18 protein-coding genes are annotated in these 19409 nt (G+C 65.8%); 10 read left to right on the top strand and 8 right to left on the bottom strand.

Going from position 1 to position 19409, the window contains the following annotated elements; translation table 11 throughout:
* Positions 1–56 precede the first annotated feature (56 nt).
* Complete coding sequence (locus W7S_RS07970; protein WP_238535822.1) at positions 57–1037, bottom strand: site-specific DNA-methyltransferase; 981 nt, start codon at positions 1035–1037, stop codon at positions 57–59.
* Positions 1038–1799: 762 nt separating this feature from the next.
* Between W7S_RS07970 and W7S_RS07965 the strand changes: the two genes are divergently transcribed.
* Genes W7S_RS07965 through W7S_RS07945 form a run of 5 tightly spaced genes read left to right on the top strand, consistent with a single transcriptional unit; the run spans position 1800 to position 7027 of the window.
* Positions 1800–2804: an alpha/beta hydrolase gene (locus W7S_RS07965; protein WP_020822109.1), complete on the top strand. Its 1005-nt coding sequence runs from the start codon at positions 1800–1802 to the stop codon at positions 2802–2804.
* Between the two features lie 2 nt (positions 2805–2806).
* On the top strand, positions 2807–3649 hold the full coding sequence (locus W7S_RS07960) for an SDR family NAD(P)-dependent oxidoreductase (RefSeq protein WP_014711151.1): 843 nt from the start codon (positions 2807–2809) through the stop codon (positions 3647–3649).
* A gap of 26 nt (positions 3650–3675) precedes the next feature.
* Positions 3676–4596: a hypothetical protein gene (locus W7S_RS07955; protein ID WP_014711150.1), complete on the top strand. Its 921-nt coding sequence runs from the start codon at positions 3676–3678 to the stop codon at positions 4594–4596.
* Positions 4593–6095, top strand: a complete 1503-nt coding sequence (locus tag W7S_RS07950; RefSeq protein ID WP_009956564.1) for an NAD(P)/FAD-dependent oxidoreductase — start codon at positions 4593–4595, stop codon at positions 6093–6095. Before W7S_RS07955 ends, W7S_RS07950 begins: the two co-directional genes overlap by 4 nt.
* 14 nt (positions 6096–6109) lie before the next feature.
* Positions 6110–7027 (top strand): MerR family transcriptional regulator, encoded by a 918-nt coding sequence (locus W7S_RS07945; protein WP_009956565.1) that lies wholly within the window; start codon positions 6110–6112, stop codon positions 7025–7027.
* Between the two features lie 443 nt (positions 7028–7470).
* On the opposite strand, the gene W7S_RS07940 is transcribed toward W7S_RS07945, so the two are convergent.
* Positions 7471–8823 carry a salicylate synthase gene (locus tag W7S_RS07940; RefSeq protein ID WP_009956566.1) on the bottom strand — a complete coding sequence of 451 codons (1353 nt, stop codon included), beginning with the start codon at positions 8821–8823 and terminating at the stop codon, positions 7471–7473.
* Between the two features lie 346 nt (positions 8824–9169).
* Here W7S_RS07940 and W7S_RS07935 point away from each other — a divergent pair, with 346 nt between their 5' ends.
* Both W7S_RS07935 and W7S_RS07930 read left to right on the top strand, forming a co-directional pair.
* Positions 9170–9382 carry a hypothetical protein gene (locus W7S_RS07935; RefSeq protein WP_009956568.1) on the top strand — a complete coding sequence of 71 codons (213 nt, stop codon included), beginning with the start codon at positions 9170–9172 and terminating at the stop codon, positions 9380–9382.
* A gap of 282 nt (positions 9383–9664) precedes the next feature.
* Positions 9665–10876 (top strand): sodium-dependent bicarbonate transport family permease, encoded by a 1212-nt coding sequence (locus W7S_RS07930; RefSeq protein ID WP_014384199.1) that lies wholly within the window; start codon positions 9665–9667, stop codon positions 10874–10876.
* Between the two features lie 8 nt (positions 10877–10884).
* Here the strand turns inward: W7S_RS07930 and hemW are convergent, their stop codons facing one another.
* Entirely contained in the window at positions 10885–12057 is a 1173-nt protein-coding gene (hemW, locus tag W7S_RS07925; protein WP_014711149.1) for a radical SAM family heme chaperone HemW, read from the bottom strand.
* Between the two features lie 252 nt (positions 12058–12309).
* Here hemW and W7S_RS27775 point away from each other — a divergent pair, with 252 nt between their 5' ends.
* The 3 genes from W7S_RS27775 to W7S_RS07915 all read left to right on the top strand — a co-directional run bounded on the left by W7S_RS27775 (position 12310) and on the right by W7S_RS07915 (position 14922).
* Positions 12310–12402 (top strand): Ms4527A family Cys-rich leader peptide, encoded by a 93-nt coding sequence (locus W7S_RS27775; RefSeq protein WP_350494745.1) that lies wholly within the window; start codon positions 12310–12312, stop codon positions 12400–12402.
* Between the two features lie 112 nt (positions 12403–12514).
* Positions 12515–14182: a nitrite/sulfite reductase gene (locus tag W7S_RS07920; RefSeq protein ID WP_008255305.1), complete on the top strand. Its 1668-nt coding sequence runs from the start codon at positions 12515–12517 to the stop codon at positions 14180–14182.
* Positions 14179–14922: a phosphoadenylyl-sulfate reductase gene (locus tag W7S_RS07915; RefSeq protein WP_014711148.1), complete on the top strand. Its 744-nt coding sequence runs from the start codon at positions 14179–14181 to the stop codon at positions 14920–14922. The genes W7S_RS07920 and W7S_RS07915 overlap by 4 nt, the downstream gene beginning before the upstream one ends.
* Positions 14923–14926: 4 nt before the next feature.
* Here the strand turns inward: W7S_RS07915 and W7S_RS07910 are convergent, their stop codons facing one another.
* From W7S_RS07910 to W7S_RS07890, 5 genes are all read right to left on the bottom strand, one after another.
* Entirely contained in the window at positions 14927–16009 is a 1083-nt protein-coding gene (locus W7S_RS07910; RefSeq protein ID WP_008255301.1) for a sulfate/molybdate ABC transporter ATP-binding protein, read from the bottom strand.
* A gap of 13 nt (positions 16010–16022) precedes the next feature.
* A complete protein-coding gene (gene cysW, locus W7S_RS07905) occupies positions 16023–16841 on the bottom strand; it encodes a sulfate ABC transporter permease subunit CysW (RefSeq protein ID WP_008255299.1) in 819 nt (272 codons plus the stop codon).
* On the bottom strand, positions 16838–17710 hold the full coding sequence (gene cysT / locus W7S_RS07900) for a sulfate ABC transporter permease subunit CysT (protein ID WP_009952316.1): 873 nt from the start codon (positions 17708–17710) through the stop codon (positions 16838–16840). The genes cysW and cysT overlap by 4 nt, the downstream gene beginning before the upstream one ends.
* Positions 17707–18747, bottom strand: coding sequence for a sulfate ABC transporter substrate-binding protein (locus W7S_RS07895; protein ID WP_050989374.1), 1041 nt, complete (start codon positions 18745–18747; stop codon positions 17707–17709). Before W7S_RS07895 ends, cysT begins: the two co-directional genes overlap by 4 nt.
* 335 nt (positions 18748–19082) lie before the next feature.
* Entirely contained in the window at positions 19083–19277 is a 195-nt protein-coding gene (locus tag W7S_RS07890; protein WP_009952319.1) for a hypothetical protein, read from the bottom strand.
* Positions 19278–19409 lie beyond the last annotated feature (132 nt).

The following is a 19409-nucleotide window of genomic DNA, read 5'->3' as shown; positions in this document are numbered from 1 at the left end:
CCATTGTCACGCCGAGCGGTCCTAGGTCCGCCGCAGGCTCTGAGAACAATTCGTATTCAACGTAATTCGGCCACGACGTCGACCTCGCCTATCGCCGAGCCCGCCCTCACAAACTGTTCGGCCTGCCTGGCCTGGTAGGGCGAAGTGCCAGCCGGCGTGACTCCGATGACGACCCAGCCCGACTCCGCCTGCTCAATCGAGTCGAGCAGCAGCCGAGTCGGGTCAGTGCGCGCGGATGGCAGGGCTCCGAAGCGAACGGCCAGCCGGGCCCTGCGATGGCACCGAAGCGCGGTCGCGCGCCACACGCCGGCGAGCGCGGTGACAAAAGCCGCCTGGCTCGGCTGGCGTGCGAGCTGACCCGCCGACCCGTAGGGCACCTCGGGCGCCCCGCCTAGGAACCAGGAGCGCAGCCATTGGTCGGGCAGATAGGTCCGCATTCCATAGTAGGGCGGGGAAGTGACCACTAGATCGAAAGTGGGACGCAGTGTCTTCAAGACCTCCGCCGAGTCACCTAGGTATACCCTTCCTCCGGACGAAGGGGGCTGCGCCTCGAGGAGTCTCGCGGCTCGTCGTGCGATTACGTCGAGAGTGTCTACCCGAACGGGCCGCAGTGCTCGGGCCTTCCAAAACTTGACGGCGTAGCCCGGCTTGGATGCGTACGTACGTGGCATCTGATTCGAAAGGTAAGAGGGCGCGCCCTTGTTGCGAGGGCCGTGCAGGATACCTAGCATGATTGCTCTTAGCATTGCTGCGGTTGGCGTGCGCAGATTCAGCAACGCTTCGCGCACCGTACTGATCTCTCGCAGCGTTTTTGCTTCGTAGCACAACTGCCAGAATTCGCCCTGCGGCGCAATCGGCTGTAAGCCGTCTTGCAGGATTCGCTTGGCCAAGCGGACGACCGCGGCGGCACTTACCTTCTCCACCTTGGCCTGGGCGATGGCAACGGCGACGGGATTGACGTCGATTCCGACCGACGGGACGCCGACGGCTCGCGCCGCGAACAACGTGGTGCCCCTGCCACAGAAGGGGTCGAGCACCCTCGTCGTCGCCCCATGGGAGGCCAGTTGCTCGAGGGGAAAGTCTAGCGGGAACATTGTGTAATAAGGACACACCGCGTTTAGTCGGAGTAGGTCTCCCGAGAACCCCAGGGCGCGATAGACCCCCGACGACTTCACGACGCTGATCGTACCGCTGCGATGTCGCCGAGCCCTGCGTCAACGCGACCTCGGGCACTTATCACCACAGTTGCAGCGAGCACGCCGCTACGCGGATCGCTCGGTCGAGCCGCCGCCTGTTCACAAGCGGGTAGGTAACGACATATGTCCGCTCCCATGGATAACCGCTGTATCCATCGACTTGACGGCTTCCACGATCCCCCCGCCTGCAAGCATCGCCGGTGCTGGTTGCGCCACAGAAAGGATCGAGTCCGCCTGCCACGAAGTTACGGCGCTCCCCGGCAACCAGACGCGATAGCTCGCCGGATCTTGCCGACAAAACCGAGCGCATTGGCCCGGGAGTCAGCGACGACAGGGGCAGGAGTAATGAGTCGCACGCCGAATAAGGCTTTCTCGCAGTAACTTTCGCCCGAACGACATGAATCAGACAATCCGTCAAGCCTCGAAACCATCGGCCAGGCAGACATCAGCGTCTCAGGTTCGTGTCATATATGACATCCATATGACATCTCAACTGAGAATATGACACCGAATTTGAGAACCTACATCAGTTGTCAGGACCGAGGTCGAAGCACCTCAAAGCTGCCATTGACTAATGTCACCATTTGGTATTGACTGCATGGCATGACGGGCGGCGTTCCGGCTCGCGGGTCATTGCGGTCCCGCGGCGCGGCAGCGATAAGTGGATACACCCTGCGGCCGATCACCAGCGTGATCCCGCCCGAGCGGGCTTGGGGGCTGTGGCTCTCGCGTCAGATCATCGCCCGGATCATGGGCACCTTTGGACCCTCGCTCGCGGGCACCCGCGTCGAACCGGTCGACACCAGGCTGCCCGACGGCCGCCGCGTCAAAGGGGAATGGGTCTACGGGCCGCGCACCCCCACCAGCGAAACCGAGCGCTCATCGACCACCGCGGGAGCCATCTACTACGTGCACGGCAGCGGGTACGCCGTGTGTTCGCCAAAGACGCACCGCCGGTTGACATCCTGGCTTTCGTCCTTGACCGGCCTTCCGGTGTTCTGCATCGACTACCGACTCGCCCCAAAGCATCGCTTCCCCACCGCGGCCGACGATGTCCGCGCGGGCTGGGACTGGCTGGTCGACACGTGCGGCCTACAGCCGAAACACATTGTGATCGCCGGGGATTCGGCGGGCGGCCACCTGTCCGTCGATCTGCTGCTGCAACCCGGCGTCGAGCACCCCGCCGCCATGGTGTTGTTCTCTCCTTTGTACGACCTCACATTCGAACTGGCGCTGGCGCGGGAACGGATTCGCCCCGACCCCGCCACCAGCGCGGCGAACGCGGTGCGGTTGGTCGGGCTCTACCACAGCGGCATCGACCCCACCCACCAGCGGCTGACGCTTCACGTCGCCAACGGCCCCGCGCTTCCGCCCACCCTGATCCAGGCCGGCGGCGCCGAGATGCTGCAAGAGGACGCGCGCCAACTCGCGATCGACATCCAAACGGCCGGGGGCAGATGCGAATTGCAGATCTGGCCGCATCAGGTGCACGTCTTCCAGGCGTTGCCGCGGATGACCCCCGAGGCCGCCAAGGCCATGGCCTATGTCGCGCGGTTCATTGCCCACGCCCTGCAGGACGCTCGCGCCCTGGCCGAGGAGGCCCGCTGACGATGTTCGGACTCAATAAGCCCAAAATCAGCCGCAACGCGTCGGCGGTGGTGACCGGCGCCGGCAGCGGCATCGGCGCCGCCTTCGCCGTCGAACTAGGCCGTCGCGGCGGCTCGGTCGTGTGCAGCGACATCGACGAAAGTGCGGCCCAACGCACGGTCGACGCGGTCACCGCCCACGGCGGCAAGGCCATCGCGATCCGTTGCGACGTATCACGATTCGACGAGGTGCAGGCACTGGCCGAACAGTCGCAGGCTTGGTTCGCGGGGCCGCCCACGTTGGTGATCAACAACGCCGGTGTCGGTGCCGGCGGCGCCGCGATCGGCGATGCGCCGCTGGACGACTGGGCGTGGACCCTCGGCATCAACCTGTGGGGCCCGATTCACGGCTGTCACGTGTTCACCCCGATCCTGCGGGACGCCGAACCGTCCCGCGCGCCGCGGGGCATCATCAACGTGGCCTCCGCGGCGGCATTCGGCGCCGCCCCGGGTATGGCCGCCTACAACGTCAGTAAGGCCGGCGTCCTTTCACTATCGGAAACCCTGGCCGCCGAACTCGCCGGAAGCCCGGTGCGGGTCACCGTGCTGTGCCCGACCTTCGTCAAGACCAACATTCTCGACTCCGGCCGCATCAGCGAACAATCCAGCGAACTGGCCGCCAAATTGATGCGCTGGACCGGATTATCCGCGGAGAAAGTCGCGCGGACCTGCCTGGACGCACACGACCACGGCGACCTGTACTGCATGCCGCAGTTCGACGCCAAGGTGGGCTGGAACATCAAACGCCTGGCCCCGCAGGCCTATACGCGCACGGCCGGCCTGCTCTCCCGCATCAACCTGCCCTGAACACCCGACGCGCAAAGGAGCTCGCGATGGCCATCGACATGGAAGCCATGCTCGCCAAGATCAAAGACCGGCAGTGGGCGCTCGCCGATATCGACTGGGACGCGCCCGGCGCCGAACTGATCAGTGACGAACAGCGGCCGCAGCTCAAGGCGTTCATGGCCGACCTGTGCTGGATCGAGAACATCGGCGCCAGGGGCTTTGCGGCGCTGGCCAAGAAGGCACCCACACCGACCATCGCCGAGATCTACCGCTACTTCCACGCCGAGGAGCAGCGCCACGCCAACGCCGAACTGGCGCTGATGAAGCGCTGGGGCATGCTCACCGACGGTGAGATTCCCGAGCCGAACGTGAACATCCGACTGGCCATCGACTGGCTGGACCGCTGGGCCGACGACATGCCGCTGTCTCTGCTCGGCACCGTCATCCCGATGCTCGAAGTCGCGCTGGACGGCGCCCTGTTGAAATTCCTCCTCGACGAGGTGCACGATCCCGTTTGTCACCAGGTCTTCGAGAAGATCAACAACGACGAATCGCGCCACCTGGTCGTCGATTTCGAAGTTCTCGACATGATCGGGCACGCGAAGATCCGGCGGTTGCTGATCGACTTCGTCGGTCACAATGCCACTCCGGGTCTCATCATCGGTGCGATCATGGGTGCACCGCTGATCAACAGGATCCGCAACGAGATCATCGCCATGGGTATGGAGCCCGAGCGGCTTTACCGGGCCGTGAAACGCTTTAGAGAGCTTGGCGACCGCGGCGATCGCACCAGCCGGGTACCGACTTACCGGTTCCTAAGGCGCTACGCCGGAGTGGTCACGAATCCACGCCACCCGTACCACCTGCTGGCGAATTCGATGGTATGGCTTTCCGACCGGTATCCGCGGCCGCTGCTACCGTCGGTACCGACGTGGGTCAGAGAACTCACCCACGAGCCGGCGGCATGAGCATGGCGAACAACAACGGCGCCCATGCGGCGCTCATCATCGGAGCCGGCTTCACCGGACTGGGCGCGGCAATCCGGTTGGCCGAAGCCGGAGTCGATGACATCGTGATACTCGAGCGCGCGGACCGCGTCGGCGGAACCTGGCGCGACACAACATATCCGGGTGCCAGCTGCGACGTCCCGTCGCTGCTGTACTCCTACTCATTCGTCAAAAATCCGACCTGGTCGCGAACCTACTCCCCCGCCCCGGAAATCTATCGCCACCTCGAGGACATGGCGGACCGCTTCGACATCCGCAACCGCATCAGGTTCGGCCACGAGGTCAAGGGCTTGTCCTTCGACGAGGACGCCGGCGTCTGGACCGCCACCACCAAGAACCGCAAGAAATTTCGCGCCCGCACCGTCGTGCTGGCTTCCGGTCCCCTGTCCGACGTCAGCTTCCCCGACATCCGCGGCCTCGACAGCTACCAGGGGCACAAGATCCACAGCGCCCGCTGGGATCACGATTACGACTTCGCGGGCAAGCGCGTCGCGGTCATCGGGACCGGTGCCAGCGCCATCCAGATCATCCCCGAGCTGGTCAAACGCGCCGAATTCGTCAAGGTTTTCCAGCGCACCCCATGCTGGGTGCTGCCGCGCTTGGACGTCGCCACCCCACCTGCCGTGCAAGCCTTGTTCGCCAAAGTTCCTGCCACCCAACAGCTTGCGCGCCAGACGCTGTACTGGGGGCATGAAGCCAGCGCCACGGCGCTGGTGTGGGACACGCCGCTGACGTCGTTGGTCGCCCGGCTGGGGCGGGCCCACCTGCGCGCTCAGGTGAAGGATCCGTGGCTGCGGCGCCAGCTGACGCCCGACTTCAGGCCGGGGTGCAAGCGCATGCTGGTCTCCAGCGACTACTACCCGGCGCTGCAACGGGACAACTGCAAGCTCATCGACTGGCCGATCGCCACGTTGAGCCCGGCGGGCATCCGCACCAGTGATGGCATCGAGCACCGCCTCGATTGCATCGTGTTCGCCACCGGCTACGACGTGCATCTGACCGGTCCGCCTTTCGCCGTGACCGGACTCGGTGGGCGCTCGCTGGCCGCCGAATGGGCCGACGGCGCACAGGCTTACAAGAGCATCAACGTGCACGGGTATCCGAACCTGTTCGTCATGACCGGCCCCAACTCCGGGCCGGGGCACAACTCGCTGCTGGTCTACATCGAGGGCCAGCTGGACTACGTGGTACGCGGCATCACCACCATCCTCGACGAGGACCTGCGCTATCTCGATGTCCGCGAACAGGTCCAGCGGCGCCACAACGAGGATCTCCAGCGCCGGCTGACCAGGACGACCTGGATGTCGGGATGCCGCAGTTGGTACCTCACCAAGGACGGATTCAACGGGTCGATGTATCCCGGATTCGCCACGCAGTATCTTCGCCAGATGAGGGATTTTCGGTATGAGGACTATCAGGCGGTGGCGCACGCCCGGGCGCGCGCCAGCCGATCCGCCTGAGATCGCGCCCTGACATGGCAACCGAGCGTGCGTCGCGGCCCGAACCCGGCACCATCGCCAGCGTGCTGCACAACGTGCGCCGCGCCCCCAAACGCGTGCGGCGCCAATCGCGGGAATATCGACAACTCATCGAAACGGCGGTGTCCCAGCTGTTCGACGCGGCGGTCCGACACCCGCACGGCGCCGCGAACTCCGGGGAGTACCGCATCGACGACCTGGCCCGGCTGGCCGGCACCACCACCCGCAACATCCGCGTCTACCGCGACCGCGGGCTGTTGCCGCCCCCGCTGCGCGTCGGGCGCATCGCGCTGTTCAACGACACCCACCTGACCCGGTTGCGGCTCATCACCTCGATGCTCGACCGCGGCTACACCATCGCGCACGTACGAGAAATGCTCAGCGCGTGGGAGGAAGGCAAGAACCTCGGTGACGTGCTGGGCCTCGAAACCGCCATCGCGGGCCCGTGGACGACCGAGAAGCCGGAAACCATGCCGCTCGCCGACGCCCAGCGACTCGTCGACGACCCGCAAGCCTTCGAGCGGCTCGTCGCGCTTCAAGTGATTCGGATTGACGGGTCCAACGCGACGATCACCCGCCCGAAACTGATCGAGGCGTTCAATGAAATCCGCGGCTACGGTGTCGAATTCGACAAGCTCATCGACCTGCACGAGCAGATCGTGCCCGAGATCGACAAGATCAGCGACATGCTCGTGCGCGCCGGCGCCGAACACGTGCTGGACCGCATCAGGCCCGGCGAGCCGCTCCCGGCCGACGCCGAGATCGCCGAGCTGATCACCATGCTCGTGCGCTTTCGGACTCAAGCCGTGGCCACGGTCACCGCGACGCTCGCGTCCTCGATCGAATCCAATATCGAGTCGCTCGTGAGCCGCATTCTGGCGGACTATCTCGCCGAGTCGAGCTCTTCGGCCTGAGCGGCGGTGGCTTTCGGGATTGTCCTCGGCCGCCTCATGCCGTGAGCGCGCGACCTAACGGTGGAGCGCTAAAAAGGGACGACAGTGCAGGTTGGGCACGTAAAAGTGCCCGTGCAGGCCGCTGCCGTGGGAAAAGTGAGCGCCAGCATGACGGCAAGAACGACTTTCGACTTGAGACCAGCCACGAATACTCCATCCCGTTGAAGTTGGGACAGATGCTAAACGCAACACCGCGAAAAAACTTGAGAATGACGGATATTCGCTGTCAACCCTTTACCGGCCGTTGAGAATTCACCCGTCGCGCGGCCATAGCCGCCGCTTGCGCTGCATATCACGTTAATCAGTGTCAGTGTTCCTTCTGTTTGAAGGACTTTGCTGGCGGTGATCTTCTCGGCCCTTCGCGCCTCACCTTCGGAGGCGCTTGGACTCGTCGAATTCCTCGCCTAGGCGCGCGCAATCAGATAGGGCGCGAGCGTGGACAGCTTCTCGCACGTCTCTTCGAATTCGCGTTCGGGCGTGGACTCTTCGATGATGCCGGCACCGGCCCGCAACCAGGTCCTGCCGTCACGTTCGTAGGCCGCGCGCAGCGTCAGCGCCGCGTCCAGCCCGCCGTCAGCCGAAATCATCACGACCGCACCCGAATAGAGGCCACGGGGTCCTTCGTCGAGGCGCATGATCGCTTCGACACCGCCCGCTTTCGGGATGCCCGAGGCGGTGACCGCAGGGAACAACGCTTCGAGCGCGTCCATCCGGTCGTTCGACGTGCCCAGGCGCCCGCTGACCGTGGACCCGAGGTGCTGGACACTCCCCCGCTCGCGCACCGTCATGAAATCGGTGACGACCGCAGTGCCGGGCTCGGCGATCTCGGTCATCTCCTGCAGCGAGCTGCGCACCGAAATCGCGTGCTCGACAATCTCTTTGGAGTTCGACTCCAGGTCATCTCGCGCCTCACGGTCACGCGCCTCGCCACGACCGAGCGCCCGGGTGCCCGCCAGCGGCTCGGTCACCACGACACCGTCGCGCCGGACCGCCGCGACCAGTTCGGGGCTGTAGCCCACGGCACGAATCCCACCCAGCGACAACAGAAACGATCGCACCGGGGTGTTGTGCCGGCGCGCCAGCCGGTAGGTGGACGGGAAATCGAGCGCGAAAGGCACTTCGAGAGAACGGGAAAGGATCACCTTGTGGTAGCGGCCCGCCGCGATCTCCGCCACGGCCGACGCGACACGATTGCGGTAGTCGGAGGTGTCGGCGATGACGTCGATCGCGGAGGCCTCGCGCAGCCCGGAGACGCCGTCGCCGAGCACAGCCAGCACTACGTCGCGGTGGTCGGCCGACGCGTCGAACAGACGAATCGCCTCCCGGGACACCACGATGCGGCCCCGCGGCCAAAACACCCGCGCCAGCGGGGTTTCCGGCGCCAGGCGCTGTTGCAGCCCGTAGCGATAGACCCCGAATTCGAAGGCGATCCAGCCGAAGAGTTGGTCTGTTTCCAGCAGCAGCCGATCGATGGCCTCGCCCAGCGCCGGCCCGGGTCGCCCCGACCACTGCTGGCGCTGCGTGACCCCATCGCGGATCACCCGCAGCTCGTCGCTGTCCAACTCGATCATGGCGTGCACACCGGTGGCCAGCACCCATTCCCCGCTGCGCTCGTAGAGCAGATACTCTTCCCCGACGCGTTCGGAGAGCACCACGGCCAACTCGGCCGCCAGGTCCGCCGGGTCGATATGGGCGGGAAGCGGGATCGATGGCGACGCAGAACCGGCGGAACTTGTCTCGACGCTGACCTCGGTCACGGTTAGTAAATGTAGCCTAACCTATGTAGCTGTGCGCAACCGATCCCATCGAGTTGCCCCCCGCGGGGCGCCTTCGGCTAAAACTCCCTCGGAGTTAAAGCCCGGCCCCGCCCGAGGCTACCCGCCGGAACGCGCCGATTCGTCGCTCCAGCCGTTCCGTTCGCGCAGCTAGGTCGGGGTCGCCGCCGGCGCGGAAGGTCAGGCGCTGCCGATCCGGTGTGAGGCTCGCCACCTGGAACGTTTTCCCACCGTTTACGTCGTGGTCGCGCACCGAACGGCGTGGGCCGCGAGACTCGTCCTAGTGGCACTGGCCCGTCCGCCCGGATTCGCTGATTGGAGGAACGACGTGTTCAGCATTCGCCTCAGCAGTGGCGAGGAGGTCCAGGCGAGCGCAGGCGACGAGCTCGAAATCAATCAAGAGACCGGTGTGCTTTCGGTGTCCCGGGTCGACGGCTTCGAGGAAATCACGACGCACTACTCGCCCTCGGCCTGGCTGTCGGTGACCCACCGGCAAAAGGGAGCCGGGGTCAGGCCGTCGCCCAACTGGCCGCCCCACTGACTCAGATTTTGACTACACAGTAAATAGACAGCATCTTCACACCAATCTCACGGCTGATGGGACGCCTGCCGGCACCGGATTTCGTTCCGCTAGATCGGGCCTGACCAGCGCATTTGCGGCGCTAGGCGGGTCTGGAAGGCCCGTCCTTCCCGCCGTGCTTTCGAGTGGCAGGTCGACCGCCACGGGGATAAATTTCTGACGGTCGTCGGGATGTTTCGTGGTTGCTCCGCGTTTGCGGACGGTGCTTCCCCCTGATCGCGGGTCTACTCAACGGAGGCATCGATGCTGCAAGAGTTTTGGCACAACTTCACCCACAACCTCTTCAAGCCGCTCTTGCTGTTTTTCTACTTCGGCTTTCTGATCCCCATCCTGAAGGTGCGCTTCGAATTCCCCTATGTCATCTATCAGGGGTTGACCATGTATCTGCTGCTGGCCATCGGCTGGCACGGCGGCGAAGAGCTCGCGAAGATCAGCGCCTCGAGCGTCGGCGCCATCGTCGGATTCATGGTCCTGGGCTTCGTGTTGAACTGTGCCATCGGCGGTTTGGCCTACGTGGGCCTGAGCCGACTGAAAACGCTGCGGAAGGTGGACCGCGCGACGATCGCGGGCTATTACGGGTCGGACTCGGCCGGGACCTTTGCCACCTGTGTGGCCGTGCTGGCCGCCGTGAACATCGCCTTCAACGCTTACATGCCGGTGATGCTGGCCGTGATGGAGATCCCGGGCTGCCTGGTCGCGCTGTACTTCGTGGCCCGACTGCGCCACCGGGGCATGGACGCCGGCGGATACATGCCCGACGAGCCCGGCTACACGCCGCCCGTCAAGGTCGGGGTCGGCCCCGGCAGCGCCGCGCGGCCCCCGCAGGGCCAGAGCCTCGAGAGGCAGGAAGCAAGCCTGGAGCACGAGCTGGAGGACTGGGAGCCCGAGCAGAGCCCGGACGACGCCAAGGCCAAGCGGATGCCGATCCTCTCCCGCGAGCTGTTTCAGGAGGTGTTCCTCAATCCGGGGCTAGTCCTGCTGATGGGCGGCATCATCATCGGTCTCGTCAGCGGGCTGCAGGGCCAGAAGGTCGTCGCCGACGACGACAAGTTCTTCGTGCTGGCGTTCCAGGGCGTGCTGTGCCTGTTCCTGCTCGAAATGGGCATGACGGCGTCGCGCAAGCTGAAAGACCTGCGCACGGCGGGCCCCGGATTCATCGTCTTCGGTCTCGTGGCGCCGAATGTCTTTGCAACGCTGGGCATCTTCGTCGCCTGCAGCTACGCCTCGCTGACCCACACCGACTTCAAGACGGGCACCTATGTGCTGTTCGCGGTCCTGTGCGGCGCGGCGTCCTACATCGCCGTCCCGGCGGTGCAGCGGCTCGCCATCCCCGAGGCGAGCCCGACGTTGCCGCTGGCCGCCTCGCTGGGTCTGACGTTCTCCTACAACGTCACCGTCGGAATCCCGCTCTACATCGAGATCGCCCGGGTCTTCGAGCAATGGTTCGGGGTCTGACCGGGCCGCTACCCCAATAGCGTCCGCACCACGGCGTCGGCCAGCAGCCGTCCCCGATCCGTCAGGACGAGCCTGTCACCGGTTGTCACCAGCAACCCGTCGGAGACGACGCCCTCGGCGCGTTCACGCTCTTCGGAATTCAACAGGCCAACCGGAAGGCCTTGGCGCAGGCGGACTTTCAACAGCACGTCTTCGGTGTGCAACGTGTCGGCGTCGAGCCGCTCGAATCCCGCGACCGGCAGCGCGGCCGTGCCCAGCCTCTCGGCATATGCGTTGGGATGCTTGACATTCCACCAGCGCGTGGTGCCGACGTATCCGTGCGCGCCCGGTCCCGCGCCCCACCACTGGCCGCCGTCCCAGTAGCCCAGGTTGTGCCGGCATTCACCCCCTGGCCGCGACCAGTTGGACACCTCGTACCACGACATGCCCGCCTCGCTCAGGCGCGCGTCGACCAATTCGTAGCGGTGGGCCAGCACGTCGTCGTCGGGAGCGGCCAGTTCGCCGCGACGCACCCGCCGGGCCAGGGCGGTGCCTTCCTCGACCACCAGCGCATAGGCCGAGACGTGATCGACGCCGGTCTCGATCGCGGTGTCGACCGATCGCAGCAGGTCGTCGTCGGACTCCCCCGGGGTTCCATAGATCAGATCGAGGCTGACGTGTTCGAAGCCCGCGGCCAGCGCCTCGCGGGCGGCATCGGCCGATCGGTTCGGCGTGTGAATGCGGTCGAGGACACCCAGCACCCGTGGCGCCACCGATTGCATCCCCAGGGACACCCGGGTGTAGCCGGCCGCGCGGATGGCGTCGAAGAGGTCCGGCCACGCCGACTCGGGGTTGGCCTCGGTGGTGATCTCGGCATCCGCTGCCAGCGGAAAGTGCTCGCGCACCATGTCCAGCAGCGTCACCAGGCGCGCACCGCCGAGCAACGAGGGCGTCCCACCACCGACAAACACGGTGCTCACCGGCGGCGCTTCCAGTCGCGCGGCCGCCAGTTCCAATTCGGCCCGCAGCGCACCCAACCAGGCGTCTGGATTGACGCCCCCCAGCTCCGCTGGGGTATAGGTGTTGAAATCGCAATAGCCGCAACGCGTTACGCAGAACGGGACATGCACGTAGATGCCAAACGGCTGCCCGGCGGTCACCCGCACGTCGGGCAGGTCGACCAGCTCCTCGCGAATGGCCATGCCAAATGATCCCACGCAGACGCCCGGCGCCGGCGCCGTCGATCCCGGCTGCCGGGGGCTGCCCGTGCGCCGAGCGTGCGCCGGCTGCGACATTCCGGCCGGATTTTCGCGCTGGGTGCACGCTCGGCGTTGCCGCGCGGTGGATCCCCCGGACTTGATGCCGCGGTGGCCCGTCAGCGGCACTTTTAATCATCGTGAGCCCAGATTTGACCTGCTCGCACGGCCCCCCGGCATCCATGGCACAATGGGGGCGTGACTGTCGCCCAGCCCAGCCCGCACATTGTGCTCGTGGCGCGACGGCACATCGATCTCAAGCGCGTTTGCAGCTGTATCTGTCTGCCTTGACTTGGTAGACCCAGCCCACTGTGTCTCCAGCAGGCCGACGGTTTCGTGCCGCCCATAAGTGCCGGTGAACTGTGCTGGCCGCGCTGGCGATCTTTTTGAAGGAGAACTTCCGATGACCACCGCCCGACCCGCGAAGGCCCGTAACGAGGGCCAATGGGCACTGGGGAATCGTGAGCCGCTGAACCCGAACGAAGAGATGAAGCAGGCCGGCGCCCCACTGGACGTGCGCGAGCGCATCGAGACCATCTACGCCAAGAACGGCTTCGACAGCATCGACAAGAGCGACCTGCGTGGGCGCTTCCGCTGGTGGGGCCTGTACACCCAGCGTGAGCAGGGCTACGACGGCACCTTCACCGGCGACGACAACGCCGAGCTGCTCGAGGCCAGGTACTTCATGATGCGGGTGCGCTGCGACGGCGGTGCGCTGTCGACGGCCGCACTGCGCACCGTCGGCCAGATCTCCACCGAGTTCGGACGCGACACCGCCGACATCACCGACCGGGAAAACATCCAGTACCACTGGATCGAGATCGAGAACGTCCCCGAAATCTGGCGGCGGCTGGCCGACGTCGGATTGCAGACCGCCGAGGCGTGCGGCGACTGCCCCCGCGTGATCCTGGGATCACCGCTGGCCGGCGAGTCGCTCGACGAGGTGCTCGACCCGACCTGGGCGATCGACGAGATCGCCCGCCGCTACATCGGCCAGCCCGACTTCGCCGACCTGCCGCGCAAGTACAAGACCGCCATCTCGGGCCTGCAGGACGTGGTGCACGAGGTCAATGACATCGCGTTCATCGGCGTCAACCACCCCGAGCACGGCCCCGGGCTGGACCTGTGGGTGGGCGGCGGCCTGTCGACCAACCCGATGCTGGCCCAACGGCTGGGTGCCTGGGTGCCGCTCGAGGAAGTGCCCGAGGTTTGGCACGCGGTCACCTCGATCTTCCGTGACTACGGGTACCGGCGGCTGCGCTCCAAGGCGCGGCTGAAGTTCCTGGTCAAGGACTGGGGCGTCGAGAAGTTCCGTGAAGTCCTCGAAACCGAGTACCTCAAGCGTCCGCTGATCGACGGACCGGCGCCGGAGCCGGTCCCGCGTCCGATCGACCACGTCGGTGTGCAACGGCTCAAGAACGGGCTCAACGCCGTGGGTGTCGCCTCGATTGCGGGACGGGTCTCGGGCACCACCCTGTCCGCGGTGGCCGACCTCGCCGAGGCGGCCGGCTCGAACCGGATCCGGTTGACCCCCTACCAAAAGCTGGTGATCCTCGACGTCCCCGACGACAAGCTCGAGGAGCTGATCGCCGGTTTGGAGGCGCTCGGCCTGCAGTCCCAACCGTCACACTGGCGCCGGAATGTGATGGCCTGCACGGGAATTGAATTCTGTAAGCTGTCATTCGCCGAAACACGAGTCAAGGCGCAGTCTTTGGTGCCCGAGCTGGAAAGTCGGCTCGCGGACATCAACCTGCAGCTCGATGTTCCGATCACCGTCAACCTCAACGGCTGCCCCAATTCGTGCGCACGCATTCAGGTCGCCGACATCGGGTTGAAAGGCCAGATGGTCGACGACGGAAACGGCGGCTCGGTCGAGGCTTTCCAGGTACACCTGGGCGGCAGCCTGGGTCAAGACAGCGGCTTCGGCCGAAAACTGCGTCAGCACAAGGTCACCAGCGACGAGCTCGGCGACTACATCGAGCGGGTCGCACGTAACTTCCTGAAATATCGCGGCGAGGGTGAACGTTTCGCACAGTGGGCCATGAGGGCAGACGAGGACGATTTGCGATGAGCGAACGAACAACCAGACATTCCGAGGCCGAGCTGCGCGAGCTCGCCGCCCGGGGAGCGGCCGAGCTCGAGGGCGCCAGCGCCAGCGACGTATTGCGTTGGACCGACGAGACGTTCGGCGGCGTCAACGGACCGCGCGGATGGGCGACCTGCAACTACGTGGTGGCCTCCAGCATGCAAGAGGCGGTGTTGATCGATCTGGCCGCCAAGGTGCGCCCGGGTGTGCCGGTGGTGTTCCTGGACACCGGCTACCACTTCGTGGAGACCATCGGTACACGCGACGCCATCGAGTCCGTTTACGACATCCGGGTGCTCAACGTCACGGCCGAGCAGACCGTCGCCGAGCAGGACAAACTGCTGGGCAAGGACCTGTTCGCGCGTGATCCCGGTGAATGCTGCCGGCTGCGCAAGGTCGCCCCGCTGGGCAAGGCGCTGCGCGGCTACTCGGCCTGGGTGACCGGGCTGCGCCGGGGCGAAACCGCCGCACGCGCCAACGCCCCGGTGGTCGGCTTCGACGAGGGCTTCAAGTTGGTGAAGGTCAACCCGATGGCGACCTGGTCCGACGACGACGTGCAGAACTACATCGACGAGCACAGCGTGCTGGTCAATCCGCTTATCTACGACGGCTATTCGTCGATCGGCTGCGCCCCGTGCACGGCCAAGCCGCTGGCGGGCGCCGACCCGCGCAGTGGGCGCTGGCAGGGGCTGTCCAAGACGGAGTGCGGTCTGCACGCCTCGTGACGAATCACGCTGAGGTCAGCGTGTTCTCATCCTCGTCCGCTTTGTGACCGGGCTCCGCCGCAGTCGGGGCGATCGGTGGGACCCGGGTGGCACGCACGTAGACGGTGTCGCCGTCGCGTAATGCCAGGGCCTCGGCGTCGCCGCGTGTGATCTGCGCCGTGAAGAAGCCGCCGGTGGCCGCGCTGGTCAATTCGACCCGCACCTCGAAACCCAGCGCCACCACCCGGTCAACGGTGGCCCGCACCACCCCGATCGACTCCGCGGTGCCGTCGCCGCCGGCGATCGCCATCTCGGGGTTGCGACCCACCCGGATGTCGTGCGGACGCACCAGGGCGCCGTTGAGGGTGGACACCGCGCCGAGGAACGACATCACGAACGCGTTCGCCGGGGCGTCATAGACGTCGGTCGGGGATCCGATCTGCTCGATGCGACCGTGATTGAGCACCGCAATCCGGTCGGCGACATCCAATGCCTCCGCCTGATCGTGGGTGACCAGCACCGTGGTCACGTGCACCTCGTCGTGCAGGCGGCGCAACCACGCCCGCAAATCCTCACGCACCTTGGCGTCCAGCGCACCGAACGGCTCGTCGAGCAGCAGCACCTGCGGGTCGACCGCCAGCGCTCGAGCCAGCGCCATCCGCTGTCGCTGACCACCGGAGAGCTGATTGGGATAGCGGCTCTGAAAACCGCTGAGCCCCACCACTTCCAGCAGGTTGTCGACCTTGGCTTTGATTTCGGCTTTGGGCCGCTTGCGAACCTTGAGCCCGTAGGCCACGTTGTCGCGGACGGTCAGGTGCTTGAATGCCGCGTAGTGCTGGAAGACGAACCCGATGCCGCGGCGCTGCGGTGGCACCCGGGTCACGTCGCGACCGTAGATCGTGACGGTTCCGCTGTCGGGCTGGTCGAGACCGGCGATGGTGCGCAGCAGCGTCGATTTGCCCGAACCGCTGGGACCCAACAACGCCGTCAGCGACCCGGTCGGCACGACGAAGTCCACGTGGTCCAGCGCGACGAAGTCGCCATAGTGCTTGTAGGCGTCGCGCACGATGATGGCGAGGTCGTCCCGGCCGGTACCGGTGTCTGTCACGTCATCCTCCTCGTCAGGCCTGCTTCGCCGCTCGGGCGCGGCGGGCGTCGAGAACCACCTGGAAAATCAGCACCAGCACCGCAACCCCCATCAGCAAGGTCGACAGCGCATAGGCGCCGTACTCGACGCCGCGGTTGTATCGGTCCGAAACAAGCAATGTCAGTGTTTGCGACTTTCCCGGCAGGTTCGACGACACGATGAGCACCGCACCGTATTCCCCCAGGGTACGTGCGATTGTCAACACGATGCCGTACGTCAGGCCCCACCGGATGGACGGCAGCGTGATCCGCCAAAACGTCTGCCACCAGCCCGAACCCAGCGTCGCCGCCGCCTCCTCCTGGTCGGTTCCCAGCTCGTGCAGCACCGGCTCCACCTCACGCACCACGAACGGCAGGGTGACGAAGATGCTGGCGAGCACGATGCCCGGCAGGCCGAAGATGATCTTGAACCCGAGGTCGTTTTCGACGAATCCCAGCGCACCCGCCGAGCCCCACAACACGATCAACGCCACACCCACGATGACGGGTGAGACCGCGAACGGCAGGTCGATGATCGCCTGCAGCACGCCCTTGCCGCGAAACCTGTTGCGCGCGAGCACCAATGCCGTCGGGATGCCGAAGATTACGTTGAGCGGCACCACGATGGCCACCACCAGCAGGGTCAGGTTCAGCGCCGATATCGCCGCGGGAGTGCTGACCCAGGCGTAGAACTGGCCGAACCCGGGCCGAAACGTCCTCCACAGGATCAACGACACCGGCACGACCAGCAACACGAAGATGTATCCGAGCGCCACGAATCGCAGGGAATAGCGGACTCCGGCGGACGACGTCATGCGGCCAGCTCCTCGCGTTTGGCCGCGTGCCCACCCACGATCCGCAAGATGAGCAGGACCACGAACGAAATCGCCAACAGCACAATGGATATCGCGGCGGCGCCGGTGCGGTCGTCGTTTTCGATCAGGGTCCGTATCCACTGCGATGACACTTCGGTTTTGCCCGGCACCGCGCCGCCGATCAGCACCACCGACCCGAACTCGCCGATCGCGCGCGAGAACGCCAGGCCCGCACCGGACAACAGCGCGGGCAGCAGCGCCGGCAGCACCACCGAGGTGAAGATCTTCGGGCCGCTGGCGCCCAGCGACGCCGCCGCCTCCTCGACTTCGCGATCCAACTCCAGCAGCACCGGCTGAACCGCGCGGACCACGAAGGGCAGCGTCACGAAGGCCAACGCCACCGTCACACCCCACGCGGTGTGCTGCAGGTGCAGACCCACCGGGCTGTTGTTGCCGTACAACGCCAGCATGACCAGGCTGGCGACGATGGTGGGCAGCGCGAACGGCAGGTCGATGATCGCGTCGACCAGTCGCTTCCCGACGAAGTCGTCGCGCACCAGCACCCACGCGATCACCAGACCAAAAATCAGGTTGAGCACGGTCACCCCGGCCGAGATCGTCAGGGTCACTCGGAAGGATTCCAGCGCGGCATTGGAGGTGACCGCGAGCCAGAACGCGTGCCAGCCGCCGCCGGCGGACTGCCAGGCGATCGCCGCCAGCGGCAGCAACACGATCACCGAAAGCCACACCGTTGCCGCCCCGACCCGCAGGGCGGTGGTCCCGCGGCCACGCCCGGGCAGCGGCCCGTGCCCGGGGTCGCCGCTGAGTTCGGGCCGGATTGCCAGCGGGTCCGGCGTGATGGCCGTCATCCGGTGGCCTGCGTGTAGATCTTGGTGATGCTGCCGGTGCTCTTGTCGAACAGCTGCGGATCCGCCGCGCTCCAGCCGCCGAGGTCGGCGATGGTCCACAGCTTCGTCGGCACCGGATATTGGGCGCGGAAGTCGGCGGCGACCGACGGGTCGACCGGCCGGAAACCGGCCTGCGCCCAAACCTTTTGGGCCGCGGCCGTGTACTGGAAGTTCTTGAACGCGACGGCGGCCTGCAGGTGGGGGCTGGTGTTGACGACGGCGACCGGATTGTCGATCTTGAAGGTCTGCGGCGGGTTGACGTGGTCGACGGGCTTGCCCGCCCGCTCGGTCGCGATGGCCTCGTTCTCGTAGCTGATCAGCACGTCACCGCTGCCCTGGATGAAGACGTCGGTGGCTTCGCGTCCCGATCCGGGACGGAGTTTGACGTGCTCGGTCACCAGCTTCTTGATGAAATCCACGCCGGCGGCGCTGTTGGCGCCGCCTTCGCTCTTGACGGCGTACGGCGCCAGCAGATTCCACTTGGCCGACCCCGAACTGAGCGGGCTGGGCGTGATGACCTCAATGCCGGGCCGCAGTAGGTCATCCCAGTCCTTGATGTGCTTCGGATTGCCCTTGCGCACCACCAGCGTGACCACCGAGCCGAACGGGATCCCCTTGGTGGCGTCGGTGTTCCAGTCTTTGGAAACCTTGCCGGCCTTGACCAGTCGCGCGATGTCGGGTTCCACGGAGAAGTTCACGACGTCGGCCGGCTTGCCGTCGACGACACCGCGGGATTGGTCACCGGAGGCCCCATACGAGGTCACCACCTGCACGCCCTTGCCTTCTTCGGAGGCATTGAACGCCGGAATTATCTTGCTCCACCCGGGTTCTGGGACCGAATAGGCGACCAGCGTGATGGAAGTGCGTGCGCCGGCCAGCCCGCCGCCGCCGACGGCATCGCTAGCGCCCCCGTGGCAGCCGGCGATACTTGCGGCCACGCCGGCTGTCGAAACCAGGGCAAGTACAGGCCGCCAACGCAGTGCGGTCCTGATGTCCATCGAAGGCCTTCCGGTGGGGGACTTATCGGATCTCGGTCCCGTCTCAGCGGAAAGGCAACTAGAACTTCAGGAGGATTCGAGAACTCCAGAACCAGACCGCACACGGGTTTGGGAGTCAGCGACAACAGTGCACGAAGGCATAGCACCCCGGGATGCCAATCGCCACGCGCATGGCGGGAAGCCTAACAGGAATTGACGGTGCCGCCACCGCAGCCGGCGCACGCCACCGCGGCGGGCGCCTCACCGGTGCATCAGGTGCGTGACCAGCCACGTGCCGATCACCAGCGCCACCAAGATGAGGAGAACCAGCGTCACGTGTGACCGAGGCATGCGCGTCACCCGGAGGTCTCACCGACATGGCGGGCACGGCGCATCAACTCGATGCCCTTGCCGAGGAGGCCGTCGAGCAGGGCCCCCGTCACGTAGGCCACCGCCAGCACGACCGGCATCACCACCATGGCCTGCAGCACGAAAGGGAGCCCCGAAAGCCACAGCTCGTTGCCGTCCCACCAGTTGAGGAACGCGTTCACGGAGCTCACCCTATGTGGCGCCGCCACACAAAACCAATGCGTGAACATCGGCGCCCGGGTGGGTGTGCGCCACGCCGCGTCGGCGAAACGTTGGACGCCGGGCCGCCGTGCGGTCGATGATGTCCAGATGGT

Source organism: Mycobacterium sp. MOTT36Y, assembly GCF_000262165.1.
Taxonomy (GTDB): Bacteria; Actinomycetota; Actinomycetes; order Mycobacteriales; family Mycobacteriaceae; genus Mycobacterium; species Mycobacterium intracellulare.
The sequence above is the reverse complement of the archived record's forward strand: the minus strand, read 5'-3'. Positions and strand labels throughout refer to the sequence as shown.